22 protein-coding genes and 1 other RNA gene are annotated in these 25370 nt (G+C 62.6%); 3 read left to right on the forward strand and 20 right to left on the reverse strand.

Annotated elements, in window-relative coordinates:
* The first annotated feature begins 39 nt into the window (after positions 1-39).
* Positions 40-552: a DciA family protein gene (locus tag SJI03_RS05025; protein ID WP_322426457.1), complete on the forward strand. Its 513-nt coding sequence runs from the start codon at positions 40-42 to the stop codon at positions 550-552.
* Positions 553-679: 127 nt separating this feature from the next.
* Here SJI03_RS05025 and lpxC read toward each other — a convergent pair whose 3' ends face one another.
* The 3 genes from lpxC to SJI03_RS05040 form a co-directional block, all read right to left on the reverse strand.
* Entirely contained in the window at positions 680-1615 is a 936-nt protein-coding gene (lpxC, locus tag SJI03_RS05030) for a UDP-3-O-acyl-N-acetylglucosamine deacetylase (protein WP_099379778.1), read from the reverse strand.
* Positions 1616-1690: 75 nt separating this feature from the next.
* Positions 1691-2533, reverse strand: coding sequence for a DMT family transporter (locus SJI03_RS05035; RefSeq protein ID WP_322426872.1), 843 nt, complete (start codon positions 2531-2533; stop codon positions 1691-1693).
* 165 nt (positions 2534-2698) lie between these two features.
* A complete protein-coding gene (locus tag SJI03_RS05040; protein ID WP_322426458.1) occupies positions 2699-3469 on the reverse strand; it encodes a helix-turn-helix transcriptional regulator in 771 nt (256 codons plus the stop codon).
* A 104-nt stretch (positions 3470-3573) separates the two neighbouring features.
* Here SJI03_RS05040 and SJI03_RS05045 point away from each other — a divergent pair, with 104 nt between their 5' ends.
* Complete coding sequence (locus tag SJI03_RS05045; RefSeq protein ID WP_322426459.1) at positions 3574-4341, forward strand: class I SAM-dependent methyltransferase; 768 nt, start codon at positions 3574-3576, stop codon at positions 4339-4341.
* 44 nt (positions 4342-4385) lie between these two features.
* Here the strand turns inward: SJI03_RS05045 and SJI03_RS05050 are convergent, their stop codons facing one another.
* From SJI03_RS05050 to rnpB, 17 genes are all read right to left on the reverse strand, one after another.
* Complete coding sequence (locus SJI03_RS05050; protein WP_035824845.1) at positions 4386-4892, reverse strand: peroxiredoxin; 507 nt, start codon at positions 4890-4892, stop codon at positions 4386-4388.
* 223 nt (positions 4893-5115) lie between these two features.
* Complete coding sequence (gene ftsZ / locus SJI03_RS05055) at positions 5116-6324, reverse strand: cell division protein FtsZ (protein WP_034784974.1); 1209 nt, start codon at positions 6322-6324, stop codon at positions 5116-5118.
* A gap of 154 nt (positions 6325-6478) precedes the next feature.
* Positions 6479-7711, reverse strand: a complete 1233-nt coding sequence (gene ftsA, locus SJI03_RS05060; protein ID WP_010394955.1) for a cell division protein FtsA — start codon at positions 7709-7711, stop codon at positions 6479-6481.
* Positions 7712-7745: 34 nt separating this feature from the next.
* Entirely contained in the window at positions 7746-8558 is an 813-nt protein-coding gene (locus SJI03_RS05065; RefSeq protein ID WP_034784973.1) for a cell division protein FtsQ/DivIB, read from the reverse strand.
* A 1-nt stretch (position 8559) separates the two neighbouring features.
* Positions 8560-9528: a D-alanine--D-alanine ligase gene (locus SJI03_RS05070; RefSeq protein WP_322426460.1), complete on the reverse strand. Its 969-nt coding sequence runs from the start codon at positions 9526-9528 to the stop codon at positions 8560-8562.
* A gap of 1 nt (position 9529) precedes the next feature.
* Positions 9530-10933 carry a UDP-N-acetylmuramate--L-alanine ligase gene (murC, locus tag SJI03_RS05075; protein ID WP_102295549.1) on the reverse strand — a complete coding sequence of 468 codons (1404 nt, stop codon included), beginning with the start codon at positions 10931-10933 and terminating at the stop codon, positions 9530-9532.
* A gap of 10 nt (positions 10934-10943) precedes the next feature.
* A complete protein-coding gene (gene murG, locus SJI03_RS05080) occupies positions 10944-12038 on the reverse strand; it encodes an undecaprenyldiphospho-muramoylpentapeptide beta-N-acetylglucosaminyltransferase (protein WP_322426461.1) in 1095 nt (364 codons plus the stop codon).
* Positions 12035-13246, reverse strand: coding sequence for a putative lipid II flippase FtsW (gene ftsW / locus SJI03_RS05085; protein ID WP_035824835.1), 1212 nt, complete (start codon positions 13244-13246; stop codon positions 12035-12037). Before ftsW ends, murG begins: the two co-directional genes overlap by 4 nt.
* Entirely contained in the window at positions 13246-14802 is a 1557-nt protein-coding gene (gene murD, locus SJI03_RS05090; protein WP_322426462.1) for a UDP-N-acetylmuramoyl-L-alanine--D-glutamate ligase, read from the reverse strand. The genes ftsW and murD overlap by 1 nt, the downstream gene beginning before the upstream one ends.
* Positions 14802-15977, reverse strand: coding sequence for a phospho-N-acetylmuramoyl-pentapeptide-transferase (gene mraY / locus SJI03_RS05095; RefSeq protein WP_099379770.1), 1176 nt, complete (start codon positions 15975-15977; stop codon positions 14802-14804). The genes murD and mraY overlap by 1 nt, the downstream gene beginning before the upstream one ends.
* 2 nt (positions 15978-15979) lie before the next feature.
* On the reverse strand, positions 15980-17410 hold the full coding sequence (locus SJI03_RS05100; RefSeq protein WP_322426873.1) for a UDP-N-acetylmuramoyl-tripeptide--D-alanyl-D-alanine ligase: 1431 nt from the start codon (positions 17408-17410) through the stop codon (positions 15980-15982).
* 11 nt (positions 17411-17421) lie between these two features.
* On the reverse strand, positions 17422-18930 hold the full coding sequence (locus SJI03_RS05105; protein ID WP_322426463.1) for a UDP-N-acetylmuramoyl-L-alanyl-D-glutamate--2,6-diaminopimelate ligase: 1509 nt from the start codon (positions 18928-18930) through the stop codon (positions 17422-17424).
* Positions 18931-18938: 8 nt separating this feature from the next.
* On the reverse strand, positions 18939-20717 hold the full coding sequence (locus SJI03_RS05110; protein WP_034748891.1) for a peptidoglycan D,D-transpeptidase FtsI family protein: 1779 nt from the start codon (positions 20715-20717) through the stop codon (positions 18939-18941).
* Complete coding sequence (gene ftsL, locus SJI03_RS05115; protein ID WP_034748894.1) at positions 20717-20986, reverse strand: cell division protein FtsL; 270 nt, start codon at positions 20984-20986, stop codon at positions 20717-20719. The genes SJI03_RS05110 and ftsL overlap by 1 nt, the downstream gene beginning before the upstream one ends.
* The gene (gene rsmH, locus SJI03_RS05120) at positions 20983-21954 is read right to left on the reverse strand and encodes a 16S rRNA (cytosine(1402)-N(4))-methyltransferase RsmH (protein WP_099379768.1); all 972 of its coding nucleotides are present in this window, start codon (positions 21952-21954) and stop codon (positions 20983-20985) included. Before rsmH ends, ftsL begins: the two co-directional genes overlap by 4 nt.
* A 9-nt stretch (positions 21955-21963) precedes the next feature.
* Positions 21964-22392, reverse strand: a complete 429-nt coding sequence (gene mraZ, locus SJI03_RS05125) for a division/cell wall cluster transcriptional repressor MraZ (RefSeq protein WP_034748899.1) — start codon at positions 22390-22392, stop codon at positions 21964-21966.
* Positions 22393-23054: 662 nt separating this feature from the next.
* An RNA gene (gene rnpB, locus SJI03_RS05130) (RNase P RNA component class A) lies at positions 23055-23409 on the reverse strand.
* A 197-nt stretch (positions 23410-23606) separates the two neighbouring features.
* Here rnpB and SJI03_RS05135 point away from each other — a divergent pair.
* Positions 23607-25310 carry a thiamine pyrophosphate-binding protein gene (locus SJI03_RS05135; protein WP_322426464.1) on the forward strand — a complete coding sequence of 568 codons (1704 nt, stop codon included), beginning with the start codon at positions 23607-23609 and terminating at the stop codon, positions 25308-25310.
* Positions 25311-25370 lie beyond the last annotated feature (60 nt).

The following is a 25370-nucleotide window of genomic DNA, read 5'->3' on the forward strand; positions in this document are numbered from 1 at the left end:
GCACTCGTCATGCGCGGGCGAGTGTGCTATGTTTCGGCCATGCGATCTCCCACTTATTCTCCGGCACCGCGCCGCGGCTACGGCTTTGCCCGTTCAGGCCCGGCCGTCACGGGCGCAACCGATTTTCTGCGCGGCAACGCGACGATGGCCTCCCTGATGCCCACCGTCACGCGCTTGGCCGCCCTGCAAAAAGATTGCGCCAAGGCCCTGCCGGCCATGTTCGAGCATTGCGACATCCTGCAATTCGAGGGCGGCCAACTGGTGCTGGCCACGCCGAACGCCGCGCTGGCGGCCAAGCTCAAGCAGCAATTGCCGAAGTTACAAGGGGAACTGGAAAGAAAGGGCTGGCAAATTTCAGGCATCAAGCTGAAAGTGCAAGTCATCAAGAGCATCGCGCCCATCGTGCATACGCGGGCGCTGGTCTTGCCGGAAAAAGCCATGTCGGCCCTGGAAGAGCTGAGTACGGCCCTGCCGGCGTCGAAGCAGAACGAACAATTGATCGCGGCGCTGCGCAACATGGTCCGCCACCACCGCGAACCTGGGAACACCTGAGAAAAAGTCCATGGCGGCGTTGCATTGCCTGGCCGTACTATTCGTACTGCCTGCGGCAATGCGCCTTGCCCTGAACATTTTTCAGGTGCTCCCTAGCCCTAAAATTATTTAAAAACAGCAACGGCCGTCAAGTCAAGGACCACTCGCGCTCCATCTGGCGCAAGTACGATTGCGGCGCCGCCTCGTTCGTGGCGAACGAGACGATTTCATAGGATTCCGGCTGTTCCAGCAGCGCCAGCAGCAGCTGGTTGTTCAGCGCGTGGCCGGACTTGTGCGCCGTGTAATAGGCCAGCAAGGGGTGGCCCACCAGGTACAAGTCGCCGATGGCGTCGAGTATCTTGTGGCGCACGAACTCGTCTTCATAGCGCAAGCCATCGGCGTTGAGGATACGGTATTCGTCCATGACGATGGCGTTTTCCAGCGAACCGCCACGCGCCAGGCCCATGCCGCGCAGGCTTTCCACGTCCTGCATGAAGCCGAAGGTGCGCGCGCGCGCCACATCGTGCACGTACGACACGTCGCCGAAATCGACGGAAGCGCGCTGCATCGTGCCATCGACGGCAGGATGGTTGAACTCGATGAAGAAATCAAGCTTGAAGCCATCGTACGGCGACAAACGCGCCCATTTCTCCGCGTCGCCCTTGCCGTGACGCACCTCCACAGGCTTGATGACCTTGATGAATTTCTTCGCCGCCTGCTGCTCTTCCACGCCAGCCTGCTGCAGCAGGTAGACGAAGGACGAGGCGGAACCATCCATGATGGGAATTTCTTCCGCATTCACGTCGATATACATATTGTCCACGCCGAGGCCAGCCGCGGCCGACATCAGATGTTCCACGGTAGAAACCCTGGCGCCGTCCTTGATCAGCACGGAAGCCATGCGCGTGTCGCCCACGGCCATGGCGCTGGCGGGGAACTCGACGATGGGATCGAGGTCGATGCGGCGAAACACGATGCCCGTGTCGATCGCGGCGGGACGCAGGATCAGCTCGACCTTGGTGCCGGAGTGCAAACCGACACCGATGGTGCGGACCTGTTGTTTGATGGTGCGTTGTTTTAACATCTGTCGATTATATCTATTTGCCGGATTTTCGTTGCGGCGCGGCATGGCTGACGCCAGAAATACCACAACCGCTCATTAAGGATGTTCGCTTTCCGCATGCACGGCTTCACGGCGCACCAGATAAATACCGCTGCCGATGATGATGGCCGCGCCGATCAGCGTGTACTGGTCGGGCAAGGCACGCCACAGCAGCCAGTCCAGGGCCATGCCCCAGGCCAGGGCCGAGTACTCGAACGGTGCCACGCTGGACGCCTTGCCATGGCGAAACGCCTCCGTGATGGCCAACTGGCCCAGGAAGCCACTCAGTGACAAGCCCGCCAGCAGCCACCAGTCTTCGCGGCGGATGCTCACCCACTCGTGCGCCGAGAGGGCCACGCCGCCAAGGGCCATCATCACCATCAGCCAGAAGACCATGCTTTCGCTGGCGTCCGTGCGGCTCAGGATGCGGCCCGTGACGGCGGAAATGGCATAACAGGCGGCCGAACCCAGCACGGCCAGGCCGGCCAGCGAAAAGAATCCCGAACCGTCGGGGCGCAGCGCCACCAGCACGCCCAGCAGGCCCACGGCGATGGCGCACCAGCGCGCCAAGTCGACTCTTTCCTTCAGGATAAAAACCGACAGGACCGTAATCAGCAAGGGCGCGACGAAGAACAGCGAATATGCCTCGGCCAGCGACATGCGCTTCAAGCCATACGCAAACAGGGTAATCATCATCACGCCCAGGGCGCCGCGCAGCACGTGCAGCGGCCAGCGCACCTTCAGCACGTTCTTGAAAGCGCCGCGATACAGCAGGTACAGGCACACGAGCGGCAAGGACGACAAGGCACGCAATGCCGTCACCTGCATGGCGGGGTAGTGGGCGGACAGCAGCTTCATGGCCGTGTCCATCAGGGAAAACATGGCGACGGCGACCAGCATCACATAGATGCTGCGCAGGTTGGGATTGCGGGGTAACAGGACAGACTCCTGGCGAAAGAGCGGGACCGTCATCATGGCGACGGCCGGAGCCAGGACAGCATGGCAAGGCCACACCATCAAGCCGATTATAACAAGCGCAGCCGTTTTACATTTTCAAAGGAGCAACTACACAGGCAACAGCATCACCAGTTTCAAGTCATGCTGGCGCGCCAGGTGCAAGGTCACCTGGTTGAATGCCAGCAAGCCCTGCTGCGCATGCCGGAACTGGCGCAAACCGCCATCGCGGCCCTGCACCTGCTGCGCGCCCCACCATTGGCGAAATTCAAGGCTGGCATCGGCCAGTTCGGCGATCAGGCCGGCCAGCGGCGCGTGGTCCGCCTGCCGGCCGATATCGGCGCGGAACTCCGCCACCAGGCGCCGCGCCCGTTCGGGCCAGCCGATGACCAGGTCACGTGCGCCCGCGTCCAGGAACATGAAGCGCAACTGGTTCGGCGCAGCCGCGTCACTGCACAGCCAGCCGGTAAACAAGGTGGACGCCACCCCGTTCCACGCCACGGCACTCCATTCCCGGTCGAGGATGTACGCAGGCGCGTCGATGGCGGCGACGATGGCGGCCAGCTCGGCGCTAGCAGGCCCGCTACCCTCGCCTGTGCCATGGCTGGGGTCATGCTTGTCGGCCACTTCGAACAGATAGGCACGCTCGGCCGCGCTCAGCTGCAGCACCTGCGCCAGGCGGGCCAGCATCTTGGCCGACGCCGACACGGGCCGCCCCTGCTCCAGCCACGTCAGCCAGGTGGGACTGACGTCGCACAGCTGCGCCAGCTCTTCGCGCCGCAAGCCCGGCGTGCGCCGCCGCCCGCCGCCGGGCAAGCCAGCCATGGCGGGAGTGACGGCTTCGCGCCGGGCGCGGATGAATTCAGCGAGCTTGTTCGACATGAGATGCCTGCATGGTAGTAGATATACCAGTATAAGTTATGGTCTTGTTACAGGATAATTTTATCCCTATTCTGCAGGAACTCACCCATCAACAGGAGAAAACCATGCAGCAGCACGATGTCGTTACCGAACAGTTTGGCAAGACGGCGAATGCCTACCTGAGCAGCGCAGTCCACGCGCAAGGCGCCGACCTGGTGCTGATGCAGGAATGCGCGCGCCGCCATGGCAAGCCGGTGGTACTGGACCTGGGCTGCGGCGCCGGCCACGCCAGCTTCGCCGTCGCCCCCGTGGCAGCATCCGTCGTCGCCTACGACCTGGCGCAACCCATGCTCGACGTCGTCGACCACGCAAAGGTGCAGCGCGGCTTGCACAACATCAGCACGCAACAGGGCGACGTGGCCCGCCTGCCATTTGCCGACGCCAGCTTCGACATGGTTGTCACGCGCTTTTCCGCGCACCACTGGAACGACGTGGCGGGAGCGCTGGCCGAAGCGTGGCGCGTGCTGCGTCCGAACGGCACCTTATTGGTGGTCGACATCGTCGCGCCGAAAACGGCCCTGTACGACAGCACCTTGCAGGCGGTGGAAATGCTGCGCGACGCGTCCCACGTGCGCGACTACCGCACCTGCGAATGGGGCGCCAAATTCAATAATGCGGGATTCACGCACAGCTTGCGCAGCGTGTGGAAACTGACGATGCAGTTCGACGAGTGGGTGGCGCGCATGCGCACGCCGAACGAGCGCGTGGCGGCCATCCGCAACCTGTTCGATGGCGCACCCGAGGAAGCGCGCCAGTATTTTGCGTTGCAGGACGATTATTCGTTCAGCATCGATGCGGCCATGTTCGAGGCGACGAAACCGCAGGTGCAATAAAAAAACGGCGCCGATGGCGCCGTTTTCATGCAAGCAGAAAGCTCTTAAGCCAGCTGGCCCAGCAAGGTTTCCGCATTCGACACTTCAAACTTGCCGCCTTGCTCGATGTTCAATTGCGTCACGACGCCATTGTCGACCAGCAGCGAGTAGCGCTGCGAGCGCGTACCCATGCCGTGCTTGGAAAAATCGGCGTCCAGGCCCAGGGCCTTGCTGTAGGCGGCATTGCCGTCAGCCATCATGCGCACGACGCCGGTGGCTTTCTGATCGCGGCCCCAGGCGCCCATCACGAACGCGTCGTTGACGGAGATGCACCAGATTTCATCGACGCCTTTGGCTTTCAGGTCGGCAGCGTGCTGCACGTAGCCTGGCACATGCTGTGCGGAGCAGGTCGGGGTGTAGGCGCCTGGCAGGCCGAAGATGGCGATCTTCTTGCCCTTGACCAGGTCTTGCACGTTGAACGTGTTCGGGCCCAGTGCGCAACCTTCGGTTTCGCTTTCGATGAATTCTGCCAGGGTGCCTTCTGGCAGGGTGTCGCCGATCTTGATGGTCATGTTGACTCCTTGTGTGCTGTCGGTGGAAAACGCTCGCCGCCCGGCCGGGCGGAAAACGCGTGTATTCTGGTTCGGCTAGCATGATGCTGGCTCAGCGCGATAGTATGCCTGACTTGCCGTATTTGTGCAGAAAATGGCAGGAAAGGCAAAGGCCAAAGTCAAAAACCGGCAAAAAAAACGGCGGCCCTCAGGCCGCCGTCATCCTTACTGACATCGGATCACCTTAGTCGGCTTGCTTGCGCAGGAAGGCTGGAATGTCGTACGTCTCCATGCCATTCTTTTCCATCGCGCGCACTTGCTCGGAAGCCGATTCGCGGCGCCATACTGCCGGCGCCTTCATGCCGTCGAAACCGGCTGCCGGCGTGGCCACGCCAACCGTCGTCGTCGCCGCCTGCGCGCTACCCATGGCAGCCGATGGGGTCAACGGGCTGTTGTGGGTACCGGTGCGCAGCACTTGCTGCGGTACCAGCTGGATGTTTTTCTTCGCACGGCCCAAGCCCGTCGCCACCACGGTCACGCGGATGTCGTCGCCCATGGCGTCGTCGTAGGCGATACCTTGCGCGATCGACGCGTCCGGCGCGGCAAACGCGCGCACGGCAGCCATGACTTCCTTGATCTCCTTGCCTTTCAAGCCACGGCTGGCCGTGACGTTGACCAGCACGCCGCGCGCGCCGGACAGATCGATACCATCGAGCAGCGGCGAAGCGACAGCCTGTTCGGCGGCGATACGCGCGCGGTCGACGCCGGACGCCGTCGCCGTGCCCATCATGGCCTTGCCCTGCTCGCCCATGATGGTTTTCACGTCATTGAAGTCGACGTTGATATGGCCAGGCACGTTGATGATCTCGGCAATGCCGGCCACCGCGTTGTTGAGCACATCATCGGCGTGCTGCATCCATTCCAGCATGCTTTCGTCTTCGTAGATCTCTTCCAGTTTTTCATTGAGGATGATGATCAGCGAATCGACGTGCAGGGACAGCTGCTCCAGGCCTTCATCGGCGATGTCCATGCACTTCTGGCCTTCGTACGAGAACGGTTTCGATACCACGGCCACCGTCAGCGCGCCCAGTTCCTTGGCCACTTCGGCCACGATAGGAGCGGCGCCCGTGCCCGTGCCGCCGCCCATGCCGGCGGCGATGAAGACCATGTGCGCGCCGCGCAGCGAATCGGCGATGCGCGCGCGCGATTCTTCCGCCAGCTGGCGGCCGACGGCAGGCTTCATGCCGGCGCCCAGACCGGTATCGCCGATCTGGATGATGTTGTGGGCCTTCGATGTCGACAGGGCCTGTGCGTCGGTGTTGGCGGCAATGAACTCCACGCCCGACATGCCTTTGTTGATCATGTGTTGGACTGCATTGCCACCCGCACCGCCGACGCCGACGACCTTGATGACGGTACCTAAAGCTGTGTTATCGACCATATCGAACTCCATGATGTGCTCCTATCAGATGCGGTTTCCAAGCGCCAGGCCTCATATTGGTAGGAGAACTGGAGATTGAAAACTGCGGTTAAATATAAAATAAAGTTATGTGTGTGTACCTGCGATGCTGCCAAAAAACCTGTGCTGCCGGGCGTAAATCAAGCCCTTAAAAATTCCCTAAAAACCATTCCTTCATGCGCTGCCAGACTGCCTTCACCGAGCCGTCCTGACGCGTCACGATGTGGCCGCGCAGGTATTGCTTCTTCGCTTCCAGCAGCAGGCCCAATACCGTGGCATAGCGCGGACTGCGCACCACGTCGGCCAGCTGGCCCCGATACTCGGGCGTGCCCAGGCGCGCCGGTTTCAGGAAAATATCTTCCGCCATTTCCACCATGCCGGGCATGATGGAGGTACCGCCCGTGAGCACGATGCCCGACGACAGCACGCCTTCGTAACCGGATTCGCGCACCACCTGGTGCACCATCGCGAACAGCTCCTCGACGCGCGGCTCGATCACGGCCGCCAGCGCCTGGCGCGACAGGTTGCGCGGGCCGCGGTCGCCCAGGCCAGGCACTTCCAGCGATTCGCCGGGATCGGCCAGGACCTGCTTGGCCACGCCATAGCGGATCTTGATTTCTTCCGCTTCCGCGGTCGGGGTGCGCAAGGCCATGGCGATGTCGTTGGTGATCTGGTCGCCGGCGATGGGGATGACTGCCGTATGGCGGATCGCGCCATCGGAGAATACCGCCACATCGGTCGTGCCGCCGCCGATGTCGATCAGCACCACGCCCAGTTCCTTCTCGTCGGGCGTGAGCACCGCATCGGCGGACGCCATCGGCTGCAGGATCAGGTCCGACACTTCCAGGCCGCAGCGGCGCACGCACTTGACGATGTTCTGCACCGCCGACACGGCGCCGGTGACGATATGCACCTTCACCTCCAGACGGATGCCGCTCATGCCGATAGGCTCGCGCACATCTTCCTGGCTGTCGACGATGAACTCTTGCGGCACCGTGTGCAGCAATTGCTGATCGGTCGGAATGTTAACCGCTTTTGCCGTCTCGATGACGCGCGCCACGTCGGTCGCCGTCACTTCCTTGTCCTTGATGGCCACCATGCCGCTGGAATTGAAGCTGCGGATATGGCTGCCCGCAATGCCCGCGTACACATTGCGGATCTTGCAATCAGCCATCAGCTCGGCCTCTTCCAGCGCGCGCTGGATGGACTCCACCGTGGCCTCGATATTGACCACTACGCCTTTTTTCAGGCCCTTCGATTCGTGCTGGCCCAGCCCGATCACTTCGTGGCGCCCGTCGGACATCACTTCGGCTACCACCGCCACCACTTTCGAGGTGCCGATGTCGAGGCCGACGATCAGGTTTTTCGCGTCTTTTGTCATTTCTGTCGCCTAATGTATGGGCTAAATTATTAAGTTAAGTCGGTTTTTTAATCGGACTGCTGTTTTTCTTCTTCATGACTGGCTTTCCATCCTTGCCTTCGGCCGGTATCACCAGGCCGGCGGAACTGAGCGCCAGGCCATTCTGGTAACGCATATCGATCGTGTCGATATTTTCCAGCCGGCTCGCCAGCTGCGGGTAAATGCCCACCAGCCGGTCGACCCGCGCCTTCAGGGTCGTATGATTCTGCTCGCGTCCCAGCGCCACGCTCATGCCGTTATCCAGCTTTACGGTCCACGCATAGCGGCTCGACAGCGACAGGGTTTCCGGCACCATCTTCAGCGGCGCAAACCACTTTGCCAGCTGCACGTAGGTAGCCAGTACTTCCTTTTCGCTGCCATCGGGGCCGGCAAACGCAGGCAATTCATGGTCGTCTTCGGCTTCGGCCACATTCGCCGTAAACACGTCGCCCTTGACCGATAACAGGCGTCCATCCTCGCCCCAGGTGCCCAGCGCCTCGTGCTCTTCCAGCGCCACGATCAGCTGGTTCGGCCACTCGCGCCGCACGCTGGCGCGGCGCACCCACGGCACCGATTCAAACACGCCGCGCACGCTTTCCAGGTTGGTCGTGAAGAAATTGCCCTTGATGCGGCCCAAAGTGCCGCTACGCAGGGTCAGGTAATTCACGTGGCGCAGGCCCTTGTCGTCCGCGCTTTCCACCTTGATCGTGCGCAGGTCGAACATGGGACGCTGCGACACCCACCAGACGCCGGCGGCCACGCACACGACCAGAACCGCGGCCAGCAAGCCGTTGGCAGTCGTATTGAGGCTTTTAGCGTCATGCCACATATCAGCGCTGTCCCTTGTGCATTTTCAGACGCGCGCCAGCGACGATTTCCAGGCACAGGTCTTCATAGCTGATGCCCACCGCGCGCGCCGCCATCGGCACGAGCGAGTGGCCCGTCATGCCGGGCGAGGTATTTACTTCCAGCAGGAACAGCTTGCTGTCGGCCGCGCGCAGCAGCACGTCCACACGTCCCCAGCCTTCGCAGCCGAGGGCGCGGTAGGCTGCCACGGCGATGCGTTCCATCTCGGCGATGATCGCCGGGTCCAGCTGCGGCGGGCAAAAATACTGCGTATCGTCCGTGAAGTACTTGTTCTGGTAATCGTAATTGCCTTGCGGCGCGACGATTTCGATCGGCGGCAATGCGCGCGCCGTGGCGCCCTTGCCCAGGATCGCGACGGTGAATTCGCGGCCTTTGATGAATTCCTCGGCCAGCACCGAATCATCGAGACCGGCGGCGATATCGTAGGCCGCCTGGAAGGCCGATGCCTCGTTGACGGTGGTGATGCCGATGCTCGAGCCTTCATGCGGTGGCTTGACGATCAGCGGCAAGCCCAGTTGCGCGGCGACCTTGGCCAGATCGGAGCTGTCATCGAGCACCGCGTACTGTGGCGTCGGCAGCTGGTGCATCAGCCAGATCATCTTGGTGTAAACCTTGTCCATGCCCACCGCGCACGCCATCACGCCGCTGCCCGTGTAGGGAATGCCCAGCTGCTCCAGCGCACCCTGCAGGCTGCCGTCTTCGCCGAAGCGGCCGTGCAGCGCGATGAAGACGCGGTCGAATTGTTCAGCGGCCAGTTCGGCCAGGCTGCGTTCACCCGTGTCGAACGCGTGCGCGTCCACGCCGCGGCTTGTCAAAGCGGCCAGCACGCCCGTGCCGGACATCAGCGACACTTCGCGCTCGGCCGAACTGCCGCCGAACAGGACGCCGACCTTGCCCAATTGTTTAACGTCGATAGCTGAAGCTTGGTTCACATCAGGCCTTTACAGTGTTGGATTGATACGTAGTCAGTTGTTGCGGGATGCCGCTGATGGAGCCCGCGCCCATGGTCAGCACGACGTCGCCGTCGCGCGCCACGCTCATGATGGTGTCGGCCATGTCCGTCATGGACTCGACGAAAATCGGTTCGATCTTGCCGCGCGCGCGCAGCGCATGCGCCAGAGCGCGGCCGTCGGCGGCGACGATAGGCGCTTCGCCCGCCGCATACACTTCGGACAGCAGCAACACGTCGGGCGCACCGAGCACCTTGACGAAATCTTCGAACAGGTCGCGCGTGCGGCTGTAGCGGTGCGGCTGGAACGCCAGCACCAGGCGGCGACCCGGATAGGCGGCGCGCGCGGCGGCCAGGGTCACTTCCGTTTCCACCGGGTGATGGCCGAAATCGTCGACCAGCGCGAAGCTGCCGCCATTCGGCAGCGCCACGTCGCCATAGCGCGTAAAGCGGCGGCCCACGCCGGAGAACTCGGCCAGGCCCTGCTGCGTAGCGCTGTCGGCGATGCCGATTTCGCGCGCGATGGCGATCGCCGAGCAGGCATTCTGCACATTGTGCATGCCAGGCTGGTTCAGCACCACGTCGAGGTCCGGATAGCCTTCCTGCAGCACGGTGAAATGCATTTCCAGGCCCACGGCGCGCGCATTGACGGCGCGCACTTGCGCGTCTTCCGCGAAACCATAGGTGGTGACCGGTTTGGTCACGGACGGGATGATGGCGCGCACGTGCGGATCGTCGATGCACAGCATGGCGCGGCCATAGAAGGGCAAGCGGTGCGTGAACTGCACGAAGGCCTGCTTGAGCTTTTCGAAATCGTGCTCGTAGGTGTCCATGTGATCGGCGTCGATATTCGTGATCACTTCGATCATCGGCGTCAGGTTCAGGAACGAGGCGTCCGATTCATCGGCTTCGGCCACCAGATAGTCGCCCGAGCCCAGCTTGGCGTTCGCGCCGGCGCTGGTCAAACGGCCGCCGATGACGAAAGTCGGATCGAGACCGCCCTGCGCCAGCACCGATGCCACCAGGCTGGTGGTCGTCGTCTTGCCGTGCGTGCCGGCGATGGCGATGCCGCGCTTCAAACGCATCAACTCGCCCAGCATCACGGCGCGCGGCACCAGCGGGATCTTGCGCGCACGCGCGGCCGCCACTTCCGGATTGTCTTGCGGGACGGCGCCCGACGTCACCACCGCATCGGCGTCGCCGATGTTCTCGGCCGCGTGGCCCAGCATGACGGTCGCGCCCAGGCTCGCCAGGCGCTGCGTCGCCGCATTGCTGCCCAGGTCGGAACCCGACACCTTGTAGCCCAGGTTGACCAGCACTTCGGCGATGCCGCTCATGCCGCTGCCGCCAATGCCGACAAAGTGGATATTGTTTACTTTATGCTTCACAGAGCTAACCTCATGCCAGTTTTTCCAATACGTGTGCGATCGCCTCATTGGCGTCGCGCTTGCCTGCTGCCAGCGCCGCCAGCGCCATCTGCTGGCAAGTGTCGCGGCTCAGCGACGCCAGCAAGGCGCTCAGCGACGCCGCACTCATTTCCGTCTGCGGCAGATGAATCGCCGCGCCTTGTTTTGCCATCCATTGCGCATTGTCGCGCTGGTGGCTGGTGGTCGACGCCACCAGCGGCACGAGCACGCTGGCCACGCCGGCCGCCGTCAGTTCCGACAGGGTGATGGCGCCTGCGCGGCAAATCACCAGGTCCGCTTCCGTGTACGCCCTGGCCATGTCGTCGATAAAGTCGACCACATTGGCTTCCACGCCCGCCTGCGCATACGCGACATGCAGGGCGTCGATATTCTTCTTGCCCGACTGGTGCGTCACCAGCGGGCGCTCGCCCTCCGGCATCAGGGCCAGCGCGGCAGGCAGGCTGTCGTTCAGCGCTTTCGCGCCCAGGCTGCCGCCCACCACCAGAATGCGCAACGGTCCGCTGCGGCCCGCGAAGCGCGCGGCTGGCGGCGCCATCGCGAGGATCTCGGCGCGCACGGGATTGCCCGTGACGACGGCCTTGCCGGCGGCGCTGCCGAAATCGGCGGGAAAGCCGAAGCACACCTGCTGCGCCAGCGGCACCAGGGTCTTGTTCGACAACAGCAGCGCCGCGTCGGCATTGACCAGCACCAGCGGCACGCCCTTCAGGCGCGCCATCAGGCCGCCCGGCACGGTGACGTAGCCGCCCATGCCCATCACCACGTCCGGCTTGCGGCTGGCGATGAAACGGCGGATGGCAAAAAAGCTGGCCAGCATCTTGAAGCCGCCCTTCACCGTGTGCGCCAGGCCTTTGCCGCGCATGCCGGAAAATGCAATGGCATCCATGGGAATGCCGCTTTTCGGCACCAGTTCCTGCTCCATGCCGTGGGTCGTGCCCAGCCAGCTCACTTCCCAGCCGCGCGCGCGCATCGTCTGCGCAATCGCCAGACCCGGGAAAATATGGCCGCCGGTACCTGCCGCCATGATCATCAGTCTTTTTGTCGTTTTCAAGTTCGTCACGTTGTTCATAGCCGCCCCCCGCGCATCAGGATCCGGTTTTCATAATCGATGCGCAGCAAAATCGCCAGGCCGATACAGTTAATCAGTACACCCGTGCCGCCATAACTCATCAAGGGCAAAGTCAGACCCTTGGTCGGCAGCAGGCCCAGGTTCACGCCCATGTTGATGAAGGTCTGCACGCCGATCCAGATGGCGATGCCCTTCGCCGTCAGTCCCGCGAAGGTCTGGTCGATGGCGATCGCCTGGCGGCCGATGTCGAACGCCCGCTTGATAATCCAGTAAAACATGCCGATCACGACCAGCACGCCGACCAGGCCCAGTTCCTCGCCGATCACGGCCAGCAAAAAGTCCGTATGCGCTTCGGGCAGGTAATGCAGCTTTTCCACGCTGCCGCCCAGTCCCACGCCAAACAGCTCGCCACGCCCGAAGGCGATCAAGGAGTGTGTCAGCTGATACGCCTTGTTCAGCGCATTGTCTTCCTGCCACGGATCGAGATACGCAAAAAACCGCTCGCGGCGGAATTTCGACAGGGCGATGATGGTGACGAAAATCGCCGTCAGCATGGCGCCGATGCCGCCGAACCAGATGGCATTGACGCCGCCCAGAAACAGGATGCCCATGGCGATGCAGACGATCACGCCGAAAGCACCGAGATCGGGCTCCATCAGCAGCAGCAGGCCGACGAAGCTGACGGCCAGCGCCATCGGCATGAAGCCCTTGGTCAGCTTGTGCATGTATTCCTGCTTGCGCACCGTGTAATCGGCCGCGTACAGCACCATCACCACTTTCATCAGCTCGGAAGGCTGCGGCCGCAGGCCCGGCAGGTTCAGCCAGCGGCGCCCGCCATTGACCGACACGCCCAGGCCCGGTATCAGCACCATCACCAGCAGCACCAGGGTGCCGATGAACAGCCACGGCGCCATCTTTTGCCAGGTGGCGACGGGGATGCGGAATACCAGCGCGCCGACAATGATCGAAATACCGATGAACAGCGCCTGGCGCACGACAAAATAATTGTTCGTATAGGCGGCGAACTTGCGCGCATCGGACAGCGAAATCGACGCCGAATACACCATCACCATGCCCAGCAACATGAGCAGCAGGACGACCCACACCAGCGGCTTGTCGTAGTCCATCATCTTCGACTGCCGCGCGCGGCTATCCAGCGGCTTGGCAGCCGAGCCGGAACCAAAGCTGAAGGGCAGTTGAAAGGCCATCAGATATCCTGTCCGTTTTCCAGGGCGATGTCGCGCACGGCGTCGACAAATACCTGCGCGCGGTGCGCATAGTTCTTGAACATGTCCAGGCTCGCGCACGCGGGCGACAGGAGCACGGCGTCGCCGGCCAGCGCCAGGCTGCTGGCGCGCTTGACGGCTTCCGGCAAGGTGGCGCAGTCGACGATGTCCACGCCGGATGGTTCAAGCGCCGCGCGCAAGGCTGGCGCATCGCGGCCGATCAGCACCACCGCGCGCACGTAGCGCGACACGGGTTCCGCCAGCGGAGAGAAATCCTGCCCCTTGCCATCGCCGCCGGCGATCAGCACCAGACGCTGTTCCGCGCCGCCAAACGCCTTGCCCAGGCCAAACAGTGCGGCCACTGTCGCGCCCACGTTCGTGCCCTTGCTGTCGTCGTAATACTCGACTTCATTGACGGCCGTGATCAACTCCACACGATGCGGCTCGCCCTGGTATTCGCGCAAGCCGTGCAGCAGCGGCGCGAATGGCAGGCCGATGGCGCGGCACAGGGCCAGCGCCGCCAGCGCATTCGAGGCATTGTGCTGGCCGCGGATTTTCAGCGCGTCGGCCGGCATCAGTTTTTTCGCCATCGTCGGCACCGGTTCGGGCGCCGGATCGTTCTTCCTGCGTTTTTTCTCGATCACTTCTTCGCTGGGCACGGCTTGCGCCAGCCAGAAGATGCCGCGTTCATTCACCAGGCCAAAGCTGTCGACTTCCGCCGGCTCGCCCGTGCCGAAGGTGATCGTCTCGGCCAGCGGATCGGCCATGTGCATCACAAGCGCATCGTCGCGGTTCAATATGCGCACGGTCTGCTCGCCGAAGATGCGCGCCTTGTCGGCAGCGTAGGCAGCCATGTCGCCATGCCAGTCCAGGTGGTCCTGCGACAGATTCAAGACCGTGGCCGCATCGGCCTGCAGGCTGAAGGTCGTGTGCAGCTGGAAGCTCGATAGCTCCAGGATCCACGCCTGCGGCAAGGTGCTGGCCACGGGTTCGGCGACTTCTTCGCCTTCAACCACAGGCTGCGGCGCCGGTTCGGCGTCCAGCACTTCGCGCAGCACGTCCAGCGCGGCCGGGCTGATATTGCCGGCTACGCGCGTGAGCAATCCCGCGCGTTCGCACAGCAAGCCTACCAGGCTGGTGACGGTCGTCTTGCCATTCGTGCCCGTGATGGCGATGACTTTCGGCGCATAGCCGCGTTCCGTTTTCAGCGCGGCCAGCGCCTGCGCGAACAGCTCGATCTCGCCCCAGACGGGGATATTTTTTTCAGCTGCGGCCGGAGCGATGTGCGCCAGTTCGCGGCCAGGTGCCAGGCCAGGGCTGACGGCGACGAAGTCGACGCCATCGAGCAGGTCGGCCGTGAAAGCGCCGGCGATGAACTGCGCCTGCGGCACGGCGGCCTGCAAGGCTGCCAGGCGCTCCGGGGTTTCCCTTGTATCGGCCACGCGCACGCAGGCACCGCTGCGGGCAAGCCACAGGGCCATGGCCAGGCCTGACTCCCCGAGGCCCAGTACCAGTGCGGTTTTAGCGTCGTACATCATCAGCGCAGCTTCAAGGTGGTCAGGCCGAGCAGCACCAGCATCATGGTGATGATCCAGAAACGCACGACAACCTGCGTCTCCTTCCAGCCTTTTTGTTCAAAATGGTGATGCAATGGCGCCATCAGGAAGACGCGGCGGCCAACGCCAAAGCGTTTCTTGGTGTACTTGAACCAGACGACCTGGATGATCACGGACAGCGTTTCGACGACGAAGATGCCGCCCATGATGAACAGGACGATTTCCTGGCGCACGATGACAGCGACGGTACCCAATGCGCCGCCCAGTGCCAGCGCGCCCACGTCGCCCATGAACACTTTAGCGGGGTGCGTGTTATACCAGAGGAAGGCCAGGCCGGAACCGGCCAGCGCGCCGCAGAAGATCACCAGCTCGCCGGCGCCAGGAATGTGCGGGATGAACAGGTAGCGCGCATACGTGGCGTTACCCGTCAGATAGGCGAACAGGCCCAGGGCCGTGCCCACCATCACGGTCGGCATGATGGCCAGGCCATCGAGGCCGTCGGTGAAATTGACGGCGTTGCTGGTGCCGACGATGACGCAATAGGTCAGCGCGATGAAGCCCCATACGCCCAGCGGATAGCTGATGGTCTTGAAGAACGGGACGATCAGGTCGGCCTTCGGCGGCAAGTCCATGGCGAAGCCCGATTGCACCCAGGCGTAGATCAGATTCCACACCTGGCCGGCATTGGGCTCGGAGATGGAGACGGAAAACGCCAGGTAAAACGCGGCGGCAAGGCCGATCAGCGACTGCCAGAAGTATTTCTCGCGCGAGCGCATGCCTTCCGGATCCTGGTGCACCACCTTGCGGTAGTCGTCGGCCCAGCCGATGGCGCCAAAGCCCAGGGTGACGATCAATACGGGCCAGATGAAGCGGTTCGACAGGTCGGCCCACAGCAAGGTCGAAATGCCGATGGCGATGAGGATCAGCACACCGCCCATGGTCGGGGTGCCGTGTTTTTTCAGATGCGTTTGCGGGCCGTCCGTACGCACGGCCTGGCCGACCTTCATGCGCGTGAGCATGCGGATCACGGCGGGACCGGCGCACAGGCCGATCAGGATCGCCGTCAAGGTGGCGAAAACGGCGCGGAACGTGATGAAGTTAAAGACCCGCAGTGGGCCAATGTCGTCCTGGAAATAATGAGCGAGCCAGAGCAGCATGATTAGTGAGCTTCCTTGTTATTGTTGTTTGAACCAATCAAATGCTGCACGGCCCGTTCCATCTTCATGAAACGGGAGCCCTTGATTAATACTGTTGCATCCGAACGGCCGGACAAATGCGCATCGAGCGCCGCCAGCAAACCGTCGAACTGTTCGAAATACTCCACGACCGTGCCTGATTCCTGGCTGGCGGCTTCCTGCGCCGGATTGACCAGATGGCGCGCCAGGCCGCCCGTCGCCAGCACGTGTTCGATGCCTTTGACGGCGGCGTAGGCGCCGATCTCTTCGTGGAACTGCTGCCCCTGCGTGCCGACTTCGCCCATCTCGCCCAACACCAGGATGCGCGGTGCCGCTGCCTGCGCCAGCACATCGATGGCCGCGCGCGCCGAATCAGGATTGGCGTTATACGTGTCATCGATGATGGTGGCGCCATTGGCGGCACGTTTTTTCTGCAGGCGGCCATTCACGGGAGAAAACGCCTCCAGGCCCTGCTTGATCTGTTCTGGCGCGATGCCGGCGCCGATCGCGCATGCCACGGCCGCCAGCGCATTGCGCACATTGTGTTCGCCGGCCGCCTGCAAGCCGACAAAAAACTGGCGCAAGCTGCCGTCCGGTGCGCGCGCGCTGACGAACAGGTCGCTGCCAAAATCCTCGGCCGCGCGGTGCGTGCAACTGACGTCCGCCTCTTTCGACAGGCCGAAGGTGATGACGGCGCGCGCGCCGGCCAGCTCGCGCCACACGGGCGTATATTCATCGCCATGCGGGAAGACGGCCACGCCGTCATGCGCCAGGGCTGCCAGCGCGGCGCCGTTCTCGCGCGCCACGGCTTCCACCGTATGCATGAATTCCTGATGCTCGCGCTGCGCGTTGTTGACCATCGCCAGCGTCGGCGCGGCAATCGCGGCCAGGCGGGCGATCTCGCCCGGATGGTTCATGCCCATCTCGATGACGGCCGCCTTGTGCTGCTCGCTCAGGCGGAACAGGGTCAATGGCACGCCGATTTCATTATTCAGGTTGCCGCGCGTGGCCAGCCGGCCCTCTTCGCCAAAGGCCGCCGCCAGGATGGCCGAAATCATTTCCTTGACGGTGGTCTTGCCATTGCTGCCGGTGACGCCGATGACGGGTAAATTGAAACGGCCGCGCCAGTGGTTGGCGATGCGGCCCAGCGCCACCAGGGTATCGGCCACCACGATGGCCGGCACCTTGCCGCTGTCCCAGCCTTCAGGCAAGCGCTCGACCACCACGGCGGCGACGCCGCGCGCGGCCACTTGGCCCAGGAAATCGTGGGCGTCGAAACTCTCGCCGCGCAGGGCAACGAACAGCGAACCGGCCTGGGCGCTGCGGCTGTCGGTGGAGACGCCATCAAAGGATGCGTCGCCCGTCAGCTGTGCGTCGTCCAGCGACGGCATCAGTTCTGTCAGGGTCGCGCGCATGAAGCTATCCATCAGTTCGTCCTCATCATCGTCAGGCGCGCGGACAGGGCCAGTTGCGCATGGTCGGCATCGGAGAACGGCAGTTTCTTGCCCTTGATTTCCTGGTACGGCTCATGGCCCTTGCCCGCCAACAGGATCACGTCCGGCTTGGCCGCGTGCTTGATGGCCGACAAAATGGCGCCGGCGCGGTCTTCGATGGCTTGCGGCTGCGGACCGTCGGCACGCATGCCGGCGACGATCTGCGCGATGATGGCGTGCGGGTCTTCGCTGCGCGGATTGTCGCTGGTGACCAGCACGTGATCGGCCAGCTGCGCGATGGCGCCCATCTGCGGACGCTTGCCCGGATCGCGGTCGCCGCCGCAGCCGAACACGCACCACAGCTGACCGCCCCGCTCCTGCGCCACCTGGCGCAAGGCGGCCAGGGTTTTTTCCAGCGCGTCCGGCGTATGCGCATAATCGATGACGACCATCGGCGCTTCCTGGCCGCCCACCTGCTGCATGCGACCGGGGGCCGGTTGCAGCGATTCGATGCCGTCGATGGCGGCGCGCAGGCCGGTGCCGTGCGCCAGCAAGGCGCCCAGCACCGCCAGCGCGTTGCTGATATTGAAGTGGCCCACCAGCTGCGTCTTGACCAGCGCCACGCCGAGCGCGCATTCGAGGTGGAAGTCGGTGCCGGCATGGCGGCTGCGGAACTGGCTGGCGCGCAGCATCAGTACGCCCGGCAGGTCGGGCAAGGCGGCCGTATCCTGCAAGGTGTAGCCGATGACGGGATATTCGCCGGCCAGCTTGCCCTCCACGTGGCGCGCCAGGCGCAGGCCCATGGCGTCATCGAGGTTGATGACGGCCGTTTTCAGGCCAGGCCAGTCGAACAGTTTTACCTTGGCCGCCTCGTAGGCCGCCATGTCGCCATGGTAGTCGAGGTGGTCGCGCGTCAAATTGGTAAACATGGCGACATCGAAATGCATGCCCGCCGCGCGGTCCTGGTCCAGGCCGATCGACGACACTTCGATGGCGACGGCCTTGGCGCCGGCGTCTCGCATTGCGGCCAGTTTGCGCGCCAGCAGCACGGCGTCCGGCGTGGTGTAGCCGGTCACGTCGAATTCGATGGCGCCGCGCGGCTTGCACAGGCCCACGCCCAGGGTCCCGATGACGGAAGACGTTTCACCGAGGCGCGCCAGGGCTTGCGCCAGCCACAGTGCGCACGAGGTCTTGCCATTCGTGCCCGTCACGCCGGCGCTGAACATGGCGCTGTCGGGCATGTCGTAAAACGCATGCGCCACGGGGCCGGCCAGGCGTTTCAGGTCGCTGACCAGCAGGTGCGGCACGCCCCATGCGGCGTTCCACTCCACGGCGTCATGCACGATGGCGGCGGCGCCCTGCTCGATGGCGGCGTCGATGAAATGCGTGGCGCCCGCATAGGCGAAAAACACGTCGCCGCGCTGCACGCGGCGCGAATCGGACGTCAGCTGCCCGGACGGGGCGGCCGCTTTGATCCACAAACTGATGTCTTGTATGGTCATGAGTGACTTCACATGGCCTCCGGGCCGGCATTGGCCGGGACCACGATTTCGGTAACGGAGGAATCGGGCGGTACGTTCATCGCGCGCAGCGCGTTGGTCGCAATCGCCGCGAAAGCGGGAGCGGCAACCTGGCCACCATAGTGGGCCGGGCCGGTCGGTTCATCGATCATCACGGCAATGATGAAGCGCGGCGCCGACATCGGCACCATGCCCACGAAAGAGCCGATGTATTTGCGCGGCATCGCATAGCGGCCGTTTTCCACTTTATAGGCGGTGCCCGTCTTGCCGCCCACGCGGTAGCCGGCGACCTGGGCGCGCTTGGCCGAGCCGTGCGCGCCGGAGACCACCAGTTCGAGCATGGCGCGCATTTCGGCGGCCGTCTTCGGCTTGATCACTTGCTGGCCCACGGGCAGTTCATTGACCTTCTGGAACGACAGGGGAATCGTGTCGCCATCGCGCGCGAACATCATGTAAGAGCGTGCCAGCTGGATCAGCGACACGGAAATGCCGTTACCGTAGCTCATGGTCGCCTGCTCCACCGGGCGCCACGATTTATACGGACGCACCCTGCCGGCCACGGCGCCGGGGAAACCCCATTTCGGCTGCTGGCCGAAGCCCACCTTGGTAAACATTTCCCACATTTCCTGCGACGGCATGCCCAGCGCGATTTTCGAGGTGCCGATATTCGACGACATCTCGATGATTTCGGAGACATTGATCACGCCATGCGGCTTGGTATCGGTGATCGTGCGGTCGGCGATGGTATAGCGGCCCGGCCCCGTGTCGATGAGGGTGCCCGGCTTGACCCGGCCCGTGTCGAGCGCCAGGGAGACGGTGATCGGCTTGAGGGTCGAACCAGGCTCGAAGGTATCGGTCATGACGCGGTTGCGCAGCTGCTGGCCCGTCAGCTTGCGGCGGTCGTTCGGGTCGTAGCTGGGGTAGTTGGCCAGGGCCAGCACTTCGCCCGTATGCACGTCGAGCACCACCGCACCACCGGCTTTGGCATTGAATTTCTCCACCGCTTCCTTCAGCTGCGTGAAGGCGATGTACTGGATCTTGCTGTCGACGGACAGGGTCAGGTCCTTGCCGTCATGCGGTTCGTGGATGAAGCCGATGTCTTCGACGATGTGGCCCAGGCGGTCCTTGATCACGCGGCGGCTACCGGTGGTGCCGACGAGGGTTTTCTGCTGCGCCAGTTCCATGCTTTCCTGGCCCACGTCTTCCACGTTGGTAAAGCCCACCACGTGGGTCATCACTTCGCCCTGCGGATAGAAGCGCTTGTATTCCTTGCGCTCGTCGATGCCGTCGATGCCGAGCTTGGATATCTTGTCGGCCACGTCCATCTCGACCTGGCGTTTCAGGTAGACGAAGCTGCGGTCCGAATCTAGCTTCTTGCGCAATTCGTTGACGTTCATTTCCAGCAGGCCGGCCAGCGCATTGATTTTTTCCGGCGACGCCTGCAGCACGTCGTCGGGAATGGCCCAGATGGCTTTTACGGGCACGGACGACGCCAGCACCTGGCCATTGCGGTCGGTGATCTTGCCGCGCGTGGCAGGCAATTCTAGCGTGCGTTCATAGCGCGCCTTGCCCTGCTTTTGCAGGAACTGCGTCGACACGCCCTGCAGCCACAGGGCGCGCGCGCCCAGGCCGGCGAAAGCGAAGAACAGCAGGAACAGCACGACGCGCGAACGCCAGACGGGCAGACGCACCGCCAGTACGGGGTTCTTCGAGAATGGCACGCCTTTCGATGCCGCCACCCGGCCGTTGCTGTTACCGCCCAACTTCATTATTCGCCCTCCGTCAGGTATTGCGTACGCGCCGCCGTCAGCGGCGTCATGCTCAGATCGCGCCGTGCGATCGATTCGATGCGTTCATGCTTGCCCAAAGTGGACTGGTCCAGCTGCAGTTGCGCCCAGTCGATGTCGAGCTGGCGCGACAGCGCTTGCGCGCGTTCCAGGTCGATCAGCAGGTGGCGCGACTGGTACTGCGCATTCACCAGCGACAGGCCGCAGCACACCAGCAGGGCCGACAGCACGACACACAGCTTGCCAGTCATCGGGAGCCGCCACTGGCTGGAATGGGCAAGCGCTGCGCCACGCGCATCACGGCCGAACGCGAACGCGGGTTGCCCTCGATCTCGGCGTCGGACGGCTTCATCTTCGAAATCAGCTTCATTTCCGGCTGCGGCAAGTCGACCGCGCGGATCGGCAGGCGGCGGTCAGGCTGCTCCACGTTCGCCTTCGAGGCGAAGAAGCGCTTGACCATGCGGTCTTCCAGCGAGTGAAAGCTGATCACGGCCATGCGCGCGCCGGGCGCCAGGCAGGCATACGCCTGGCTCAGGCCGATCTCGAGATCCTCGAGCTCTTTGTTAATGAAAATGCGTATGGCCTGAAAGGTGCGGGTAGCGGGGTCCTTACCCTTCTCGCGGGTCTTGACGGCGCCTGCCACGATGCCGGCAAGCTGTCGTGTGCTTGAAATTGGCTGGACTGCCCGGCCAGCAACAATCGCCTTTGCAATCTGAAAAGCAAACCGTTCTTCCCCATAATCGCGTATCACTTTCTCTAAATTCTGCTCGGTTTCCACCGCCAGCCATTCGGCTGCGGAGATGCCGCGCGTGGTATCCATGCGCATGTCCAGCGGTCCGTCGTTGCGGAAGCTGAAACCGCGCGCCGCGTCGTCGACTTGCGGCGACGAGATGCCCAGGTCGAGCAGGATGCCATCGACCTGCTGCACACCGCGTTCGGCCAGGCTGGCCGTCATGGTGGCAAAGCTGTCATGGACGATCTGGAAACGGGGGTCGGCGATCTGTTCGGCCGTGGCGATGGCTTGCAAATCCTTGTCAAAGCCGATCAGGCGCGCGTCGGGCGCCAGGCGCGACAAAATCAATCGGCTATGGCCGCCGCGGCCAAACGTGCCATCGACGTAAACGCCGTGCGCGCGGTCGCCCGACAGGTCGAGCGCATCGACCGCTTCATCGAGCAGCACCGTGCGATGCTGAAATTCCGGCACCGTGAGTTGTGTCATTACGGAGCCTTAGAAAGAAAAATTGGAAAGTACATCGGGGGTGCCGGCATCGATCGCCTGCTGTTCTTTGTCAGCCAACTTGGCGGCATCCCATATTTCAAAGTGGCTGCCCATGCCGATCATCATGACTTCGCGCGCCAGTCCGACGGCGTTGCGCAATTCGGGCGAGATCAGCACGCGGCCGGCCGAGTCAAGCTCGACGTCGACGGCGTTGCCGAGGAAGATGCGCTGCCAGGCGCGCGCCGACATGGGCCAGGCGGCGATTTGCTGGCGGTGGCTTTCCCACACGGGACGGGGGAAAAACAGCAGGCAGCCATCGGGGTGTTTGGTCAGGGTCAAGCGGCCTTCGCATTGAATCGCCAGCGCGTCACGGTGCTTGGCAGGGATAGACATCCTGCCTTTGGCATCGAGATTGATTGCGGACGCGCCTTGAAACACGGAAGACCTTTTTTGAGCTTGGGTTGCGACGCTTGCGCATCACGATACAAAGGGAAAATTTCCCACAAAAACACACTTTTTCACACAGTTGCCCACTTTAGAGGAAGCAAAGATAGTGGTCAAGCGGTTTCCGATTGGCAAAACAGGAATTTTATTAATGAAATTAAGGACTTAGCGCATATCGTTGAAGGAGTCTCAAATAAAAATATATCGATAAATTAGATACTTATGAAAGATAGTGAATGTGCTACCTCATCTGCACACATGTGTTTTCCTACCGTAAACATCGAAAAAAACGAAATCGAAAAATTGAATTTTTTACAGTTAGTTGACACATGACAATACTTTCGTCATCCAGACACAACAGCAATCAGCGGCCGCGAAAGACTTGGTTTAAAGCAAAAAATAATCGTCCAAGGCGCGTATCGCCCCTGTTTTCCGGGGCTGGCCTGACGCAGGAAAACTATTTTTGCAATGCAGCAATTAATTGTAGATAGGAAACTTTAACCATTTGTTCATTTTTAGTTGTATATACAACTTTATCTTAAGTGCTATATTTTTAGAAACAAAAAAAGCCCCTTTACGGGGGCTTTTGAGTGGCGCGCAGCAGGCAAAGGCGCCGCGGCCGGGATGCTCCCTGGCAGACCAGGAAGCAGGAATTCAAGTGAAGCAGGCCGGTAGGCCGGATTTTGTTACGGCGCCTTCCCTTGCAGGTCGGCGCTATGACAGTCATTCCTCTAGGCGCCAGATTACTCGGACGCTCAAGCTTTCTACCCGCACGCTCCGCGAGCAGCATCATCGCGTGCCTATTTGAAATTGCACCAGGTGGAGGTTACCGCGTTTCACCGTAACTTAATACGCTCGTCTCTGTGGCCCTATTCCTCGCCTTATACCATGGGCTAACTGCGCTTGCGGCTTTCAGCGGACGGCCGTTAACCGTCACCCCGCTCTATGGAGTCCGGACCTTCCTCCCGCCAGCGCATTGCTGCGCCGGCCAGCGACTGTCTGGCCTGCTTCACCCGCCATTGTACCGCGCCGCAGCAAGTTTCTGCAAAAACGCGGCGCGCCAGTCGGGAGATTGTGTAATTCGGTGTCGCCATTTCAAAAGCCGGGCCAAATCGGCTCACATAGAATGAGGCAAGCTGCTTGCATGCAGGCGCATGCGCACCGCTGCCCCATTTCTTTGCCACCCACTAGAATATAAAGAGCCGAACATGACGCAACAACCCCGTACCGGCGGCCAGATCCTGGTCGATGCCCTGCAGATCCACGGTGTCGACACCGCCTTTGGCGTGCCTGGCGAAAGCTATCTCGACGTGCTCGACGCCCTGCACGATTCGGGCATCCGCTTCATCATCAACCGCCAGGAAGGCGGCGCCGCCTTCATGGCCGAAGCCTACGGCAAACTGACGGGCAAGCCGGGCATCTGCTTCGTCACGCGCGGACCGGGCGCCACCAACGCCTCGATCGGCGTGCATACGGCCTACCAGGATTCCACGCCGATGATCCTGTTCATCGGCCAGGTGGGCAATGATTTCGTCGACCGCGAAGCCTTCCAGGAAATCGACTACCGCCGCATGTACGGCCAGATGGCCAAGTGGGTGGCGCAGATTGACCGCGCCGAGCGCATTCCCGAATACCTGGCGCGCGCCTTCCAGGTGGCCACCAGCGGGCGTCCCGGCCCCGTCGTGCTGGCCCTGCCGGAAGACATGCTCATTTCCATGGCGACTGTCGCCGACACGCGCGCCTACCAGCCCGTGCAGGCGGCGCCGTCCAGCGCCCAGCTGCAGCAGTTGCGCGGCATGCTGGCGACCGCCAAGCAGCCACTGGTCTTGCTGGGCGGCACCACCTGGACGCCGCAAGCGTGCGCCGACCTGCAGCAGTTTGCGGAAAGCAACCACCTGCCCGTCGCCTGCGCCTTCCGTTTCCAGGACTTGCTCGACAATGCCCACCCGAACTATATCGGCGACGTCGGCATCGGCATCAATCCGAAACTGGCAGCGCGCGTGAAAAATGCCGATCTGGTCATCGCCATCGGCCCGCGCCTGGGCGAAATGACGACGGGTGGCTATACCCTGTTCGATTCGCCCGTGCCGCGCCAGCGCCTGGTGCACATCCACACGGATGCCGAGGAACTGGGCAGCGTCTACCAGGCCGAACTGATGATCAACAGCGGCATGCCGCAAGTGTGCGCCATGCTGGCCGCCATGGCGCCCGTCGATGCGTCCGCCTGGCAGCATACGCCAGCCGAAGCGAAGGCCGAGCTTGCAGCCTACCAGGAGCAGCCGCCCATCTTCCAGGATGGCCAGGCGCCGCTGGACCTGTGGCAAGTGACGCAAGAGATCATGACGCAAGTGCCGGCCGACACGATCCTGACGAACGGCGCCGGTAACTACGCCTCGTGGGCGCACCGTTTTTACCGCTACGGCGGCCTGCGCACGCAGCTGGCGCCGACAAATGGCGCCATGGGCTACGGCGTGCCGTCGGGCGTGGCGGCGAAGATCGTACATCCCGGGCGTACCGTGATCACCTTCGCCGGCGATGGCGAATACATGATGAATGGCCAGGAACTGGCCACCGCCGTGCAATACCAGGCGGGCGTGGTCATCATCGTCTTCAATAATCAGATGTTCGGCACCATCCGCATGCACCAGGAACGCGATTATCCGGGCCGCGTGTCGGGTACGACCCTGCACAACCCGGATTTCGCGGCGCTGGCGCAAGCGTATGGCGCGCATGGCGAAGTGGTGAATACGACAGAAGAGTTCGCCCCTGCCCTGCAACGGGCGCTGGCGCACGCCAAGGCGCACAATCTTCCGGCCCTGATCGAGCTGCGCTACGACGGCAATCTGATCACGCCGAACGCGACGCTTGCCACCATCCGCGCCACGGCGGAAAAGGCGCAGGCGGTCAAATAAGCCCCTTACAACGCTGAAAATGACAAAGGCCCGGTCGATACCGGGCCTTTTTCTTTTTGT

Origin of the sequence: Janthinobacterium sp. GMG1 (assembly GCF_034427795.1) — a bacterium.
Classification (GTDB): Bacteria; Pseudomonadota; Gammaproteobacteria; order Burkholderiales; family Burkholderiaceae_D; genus Janthinobacterium.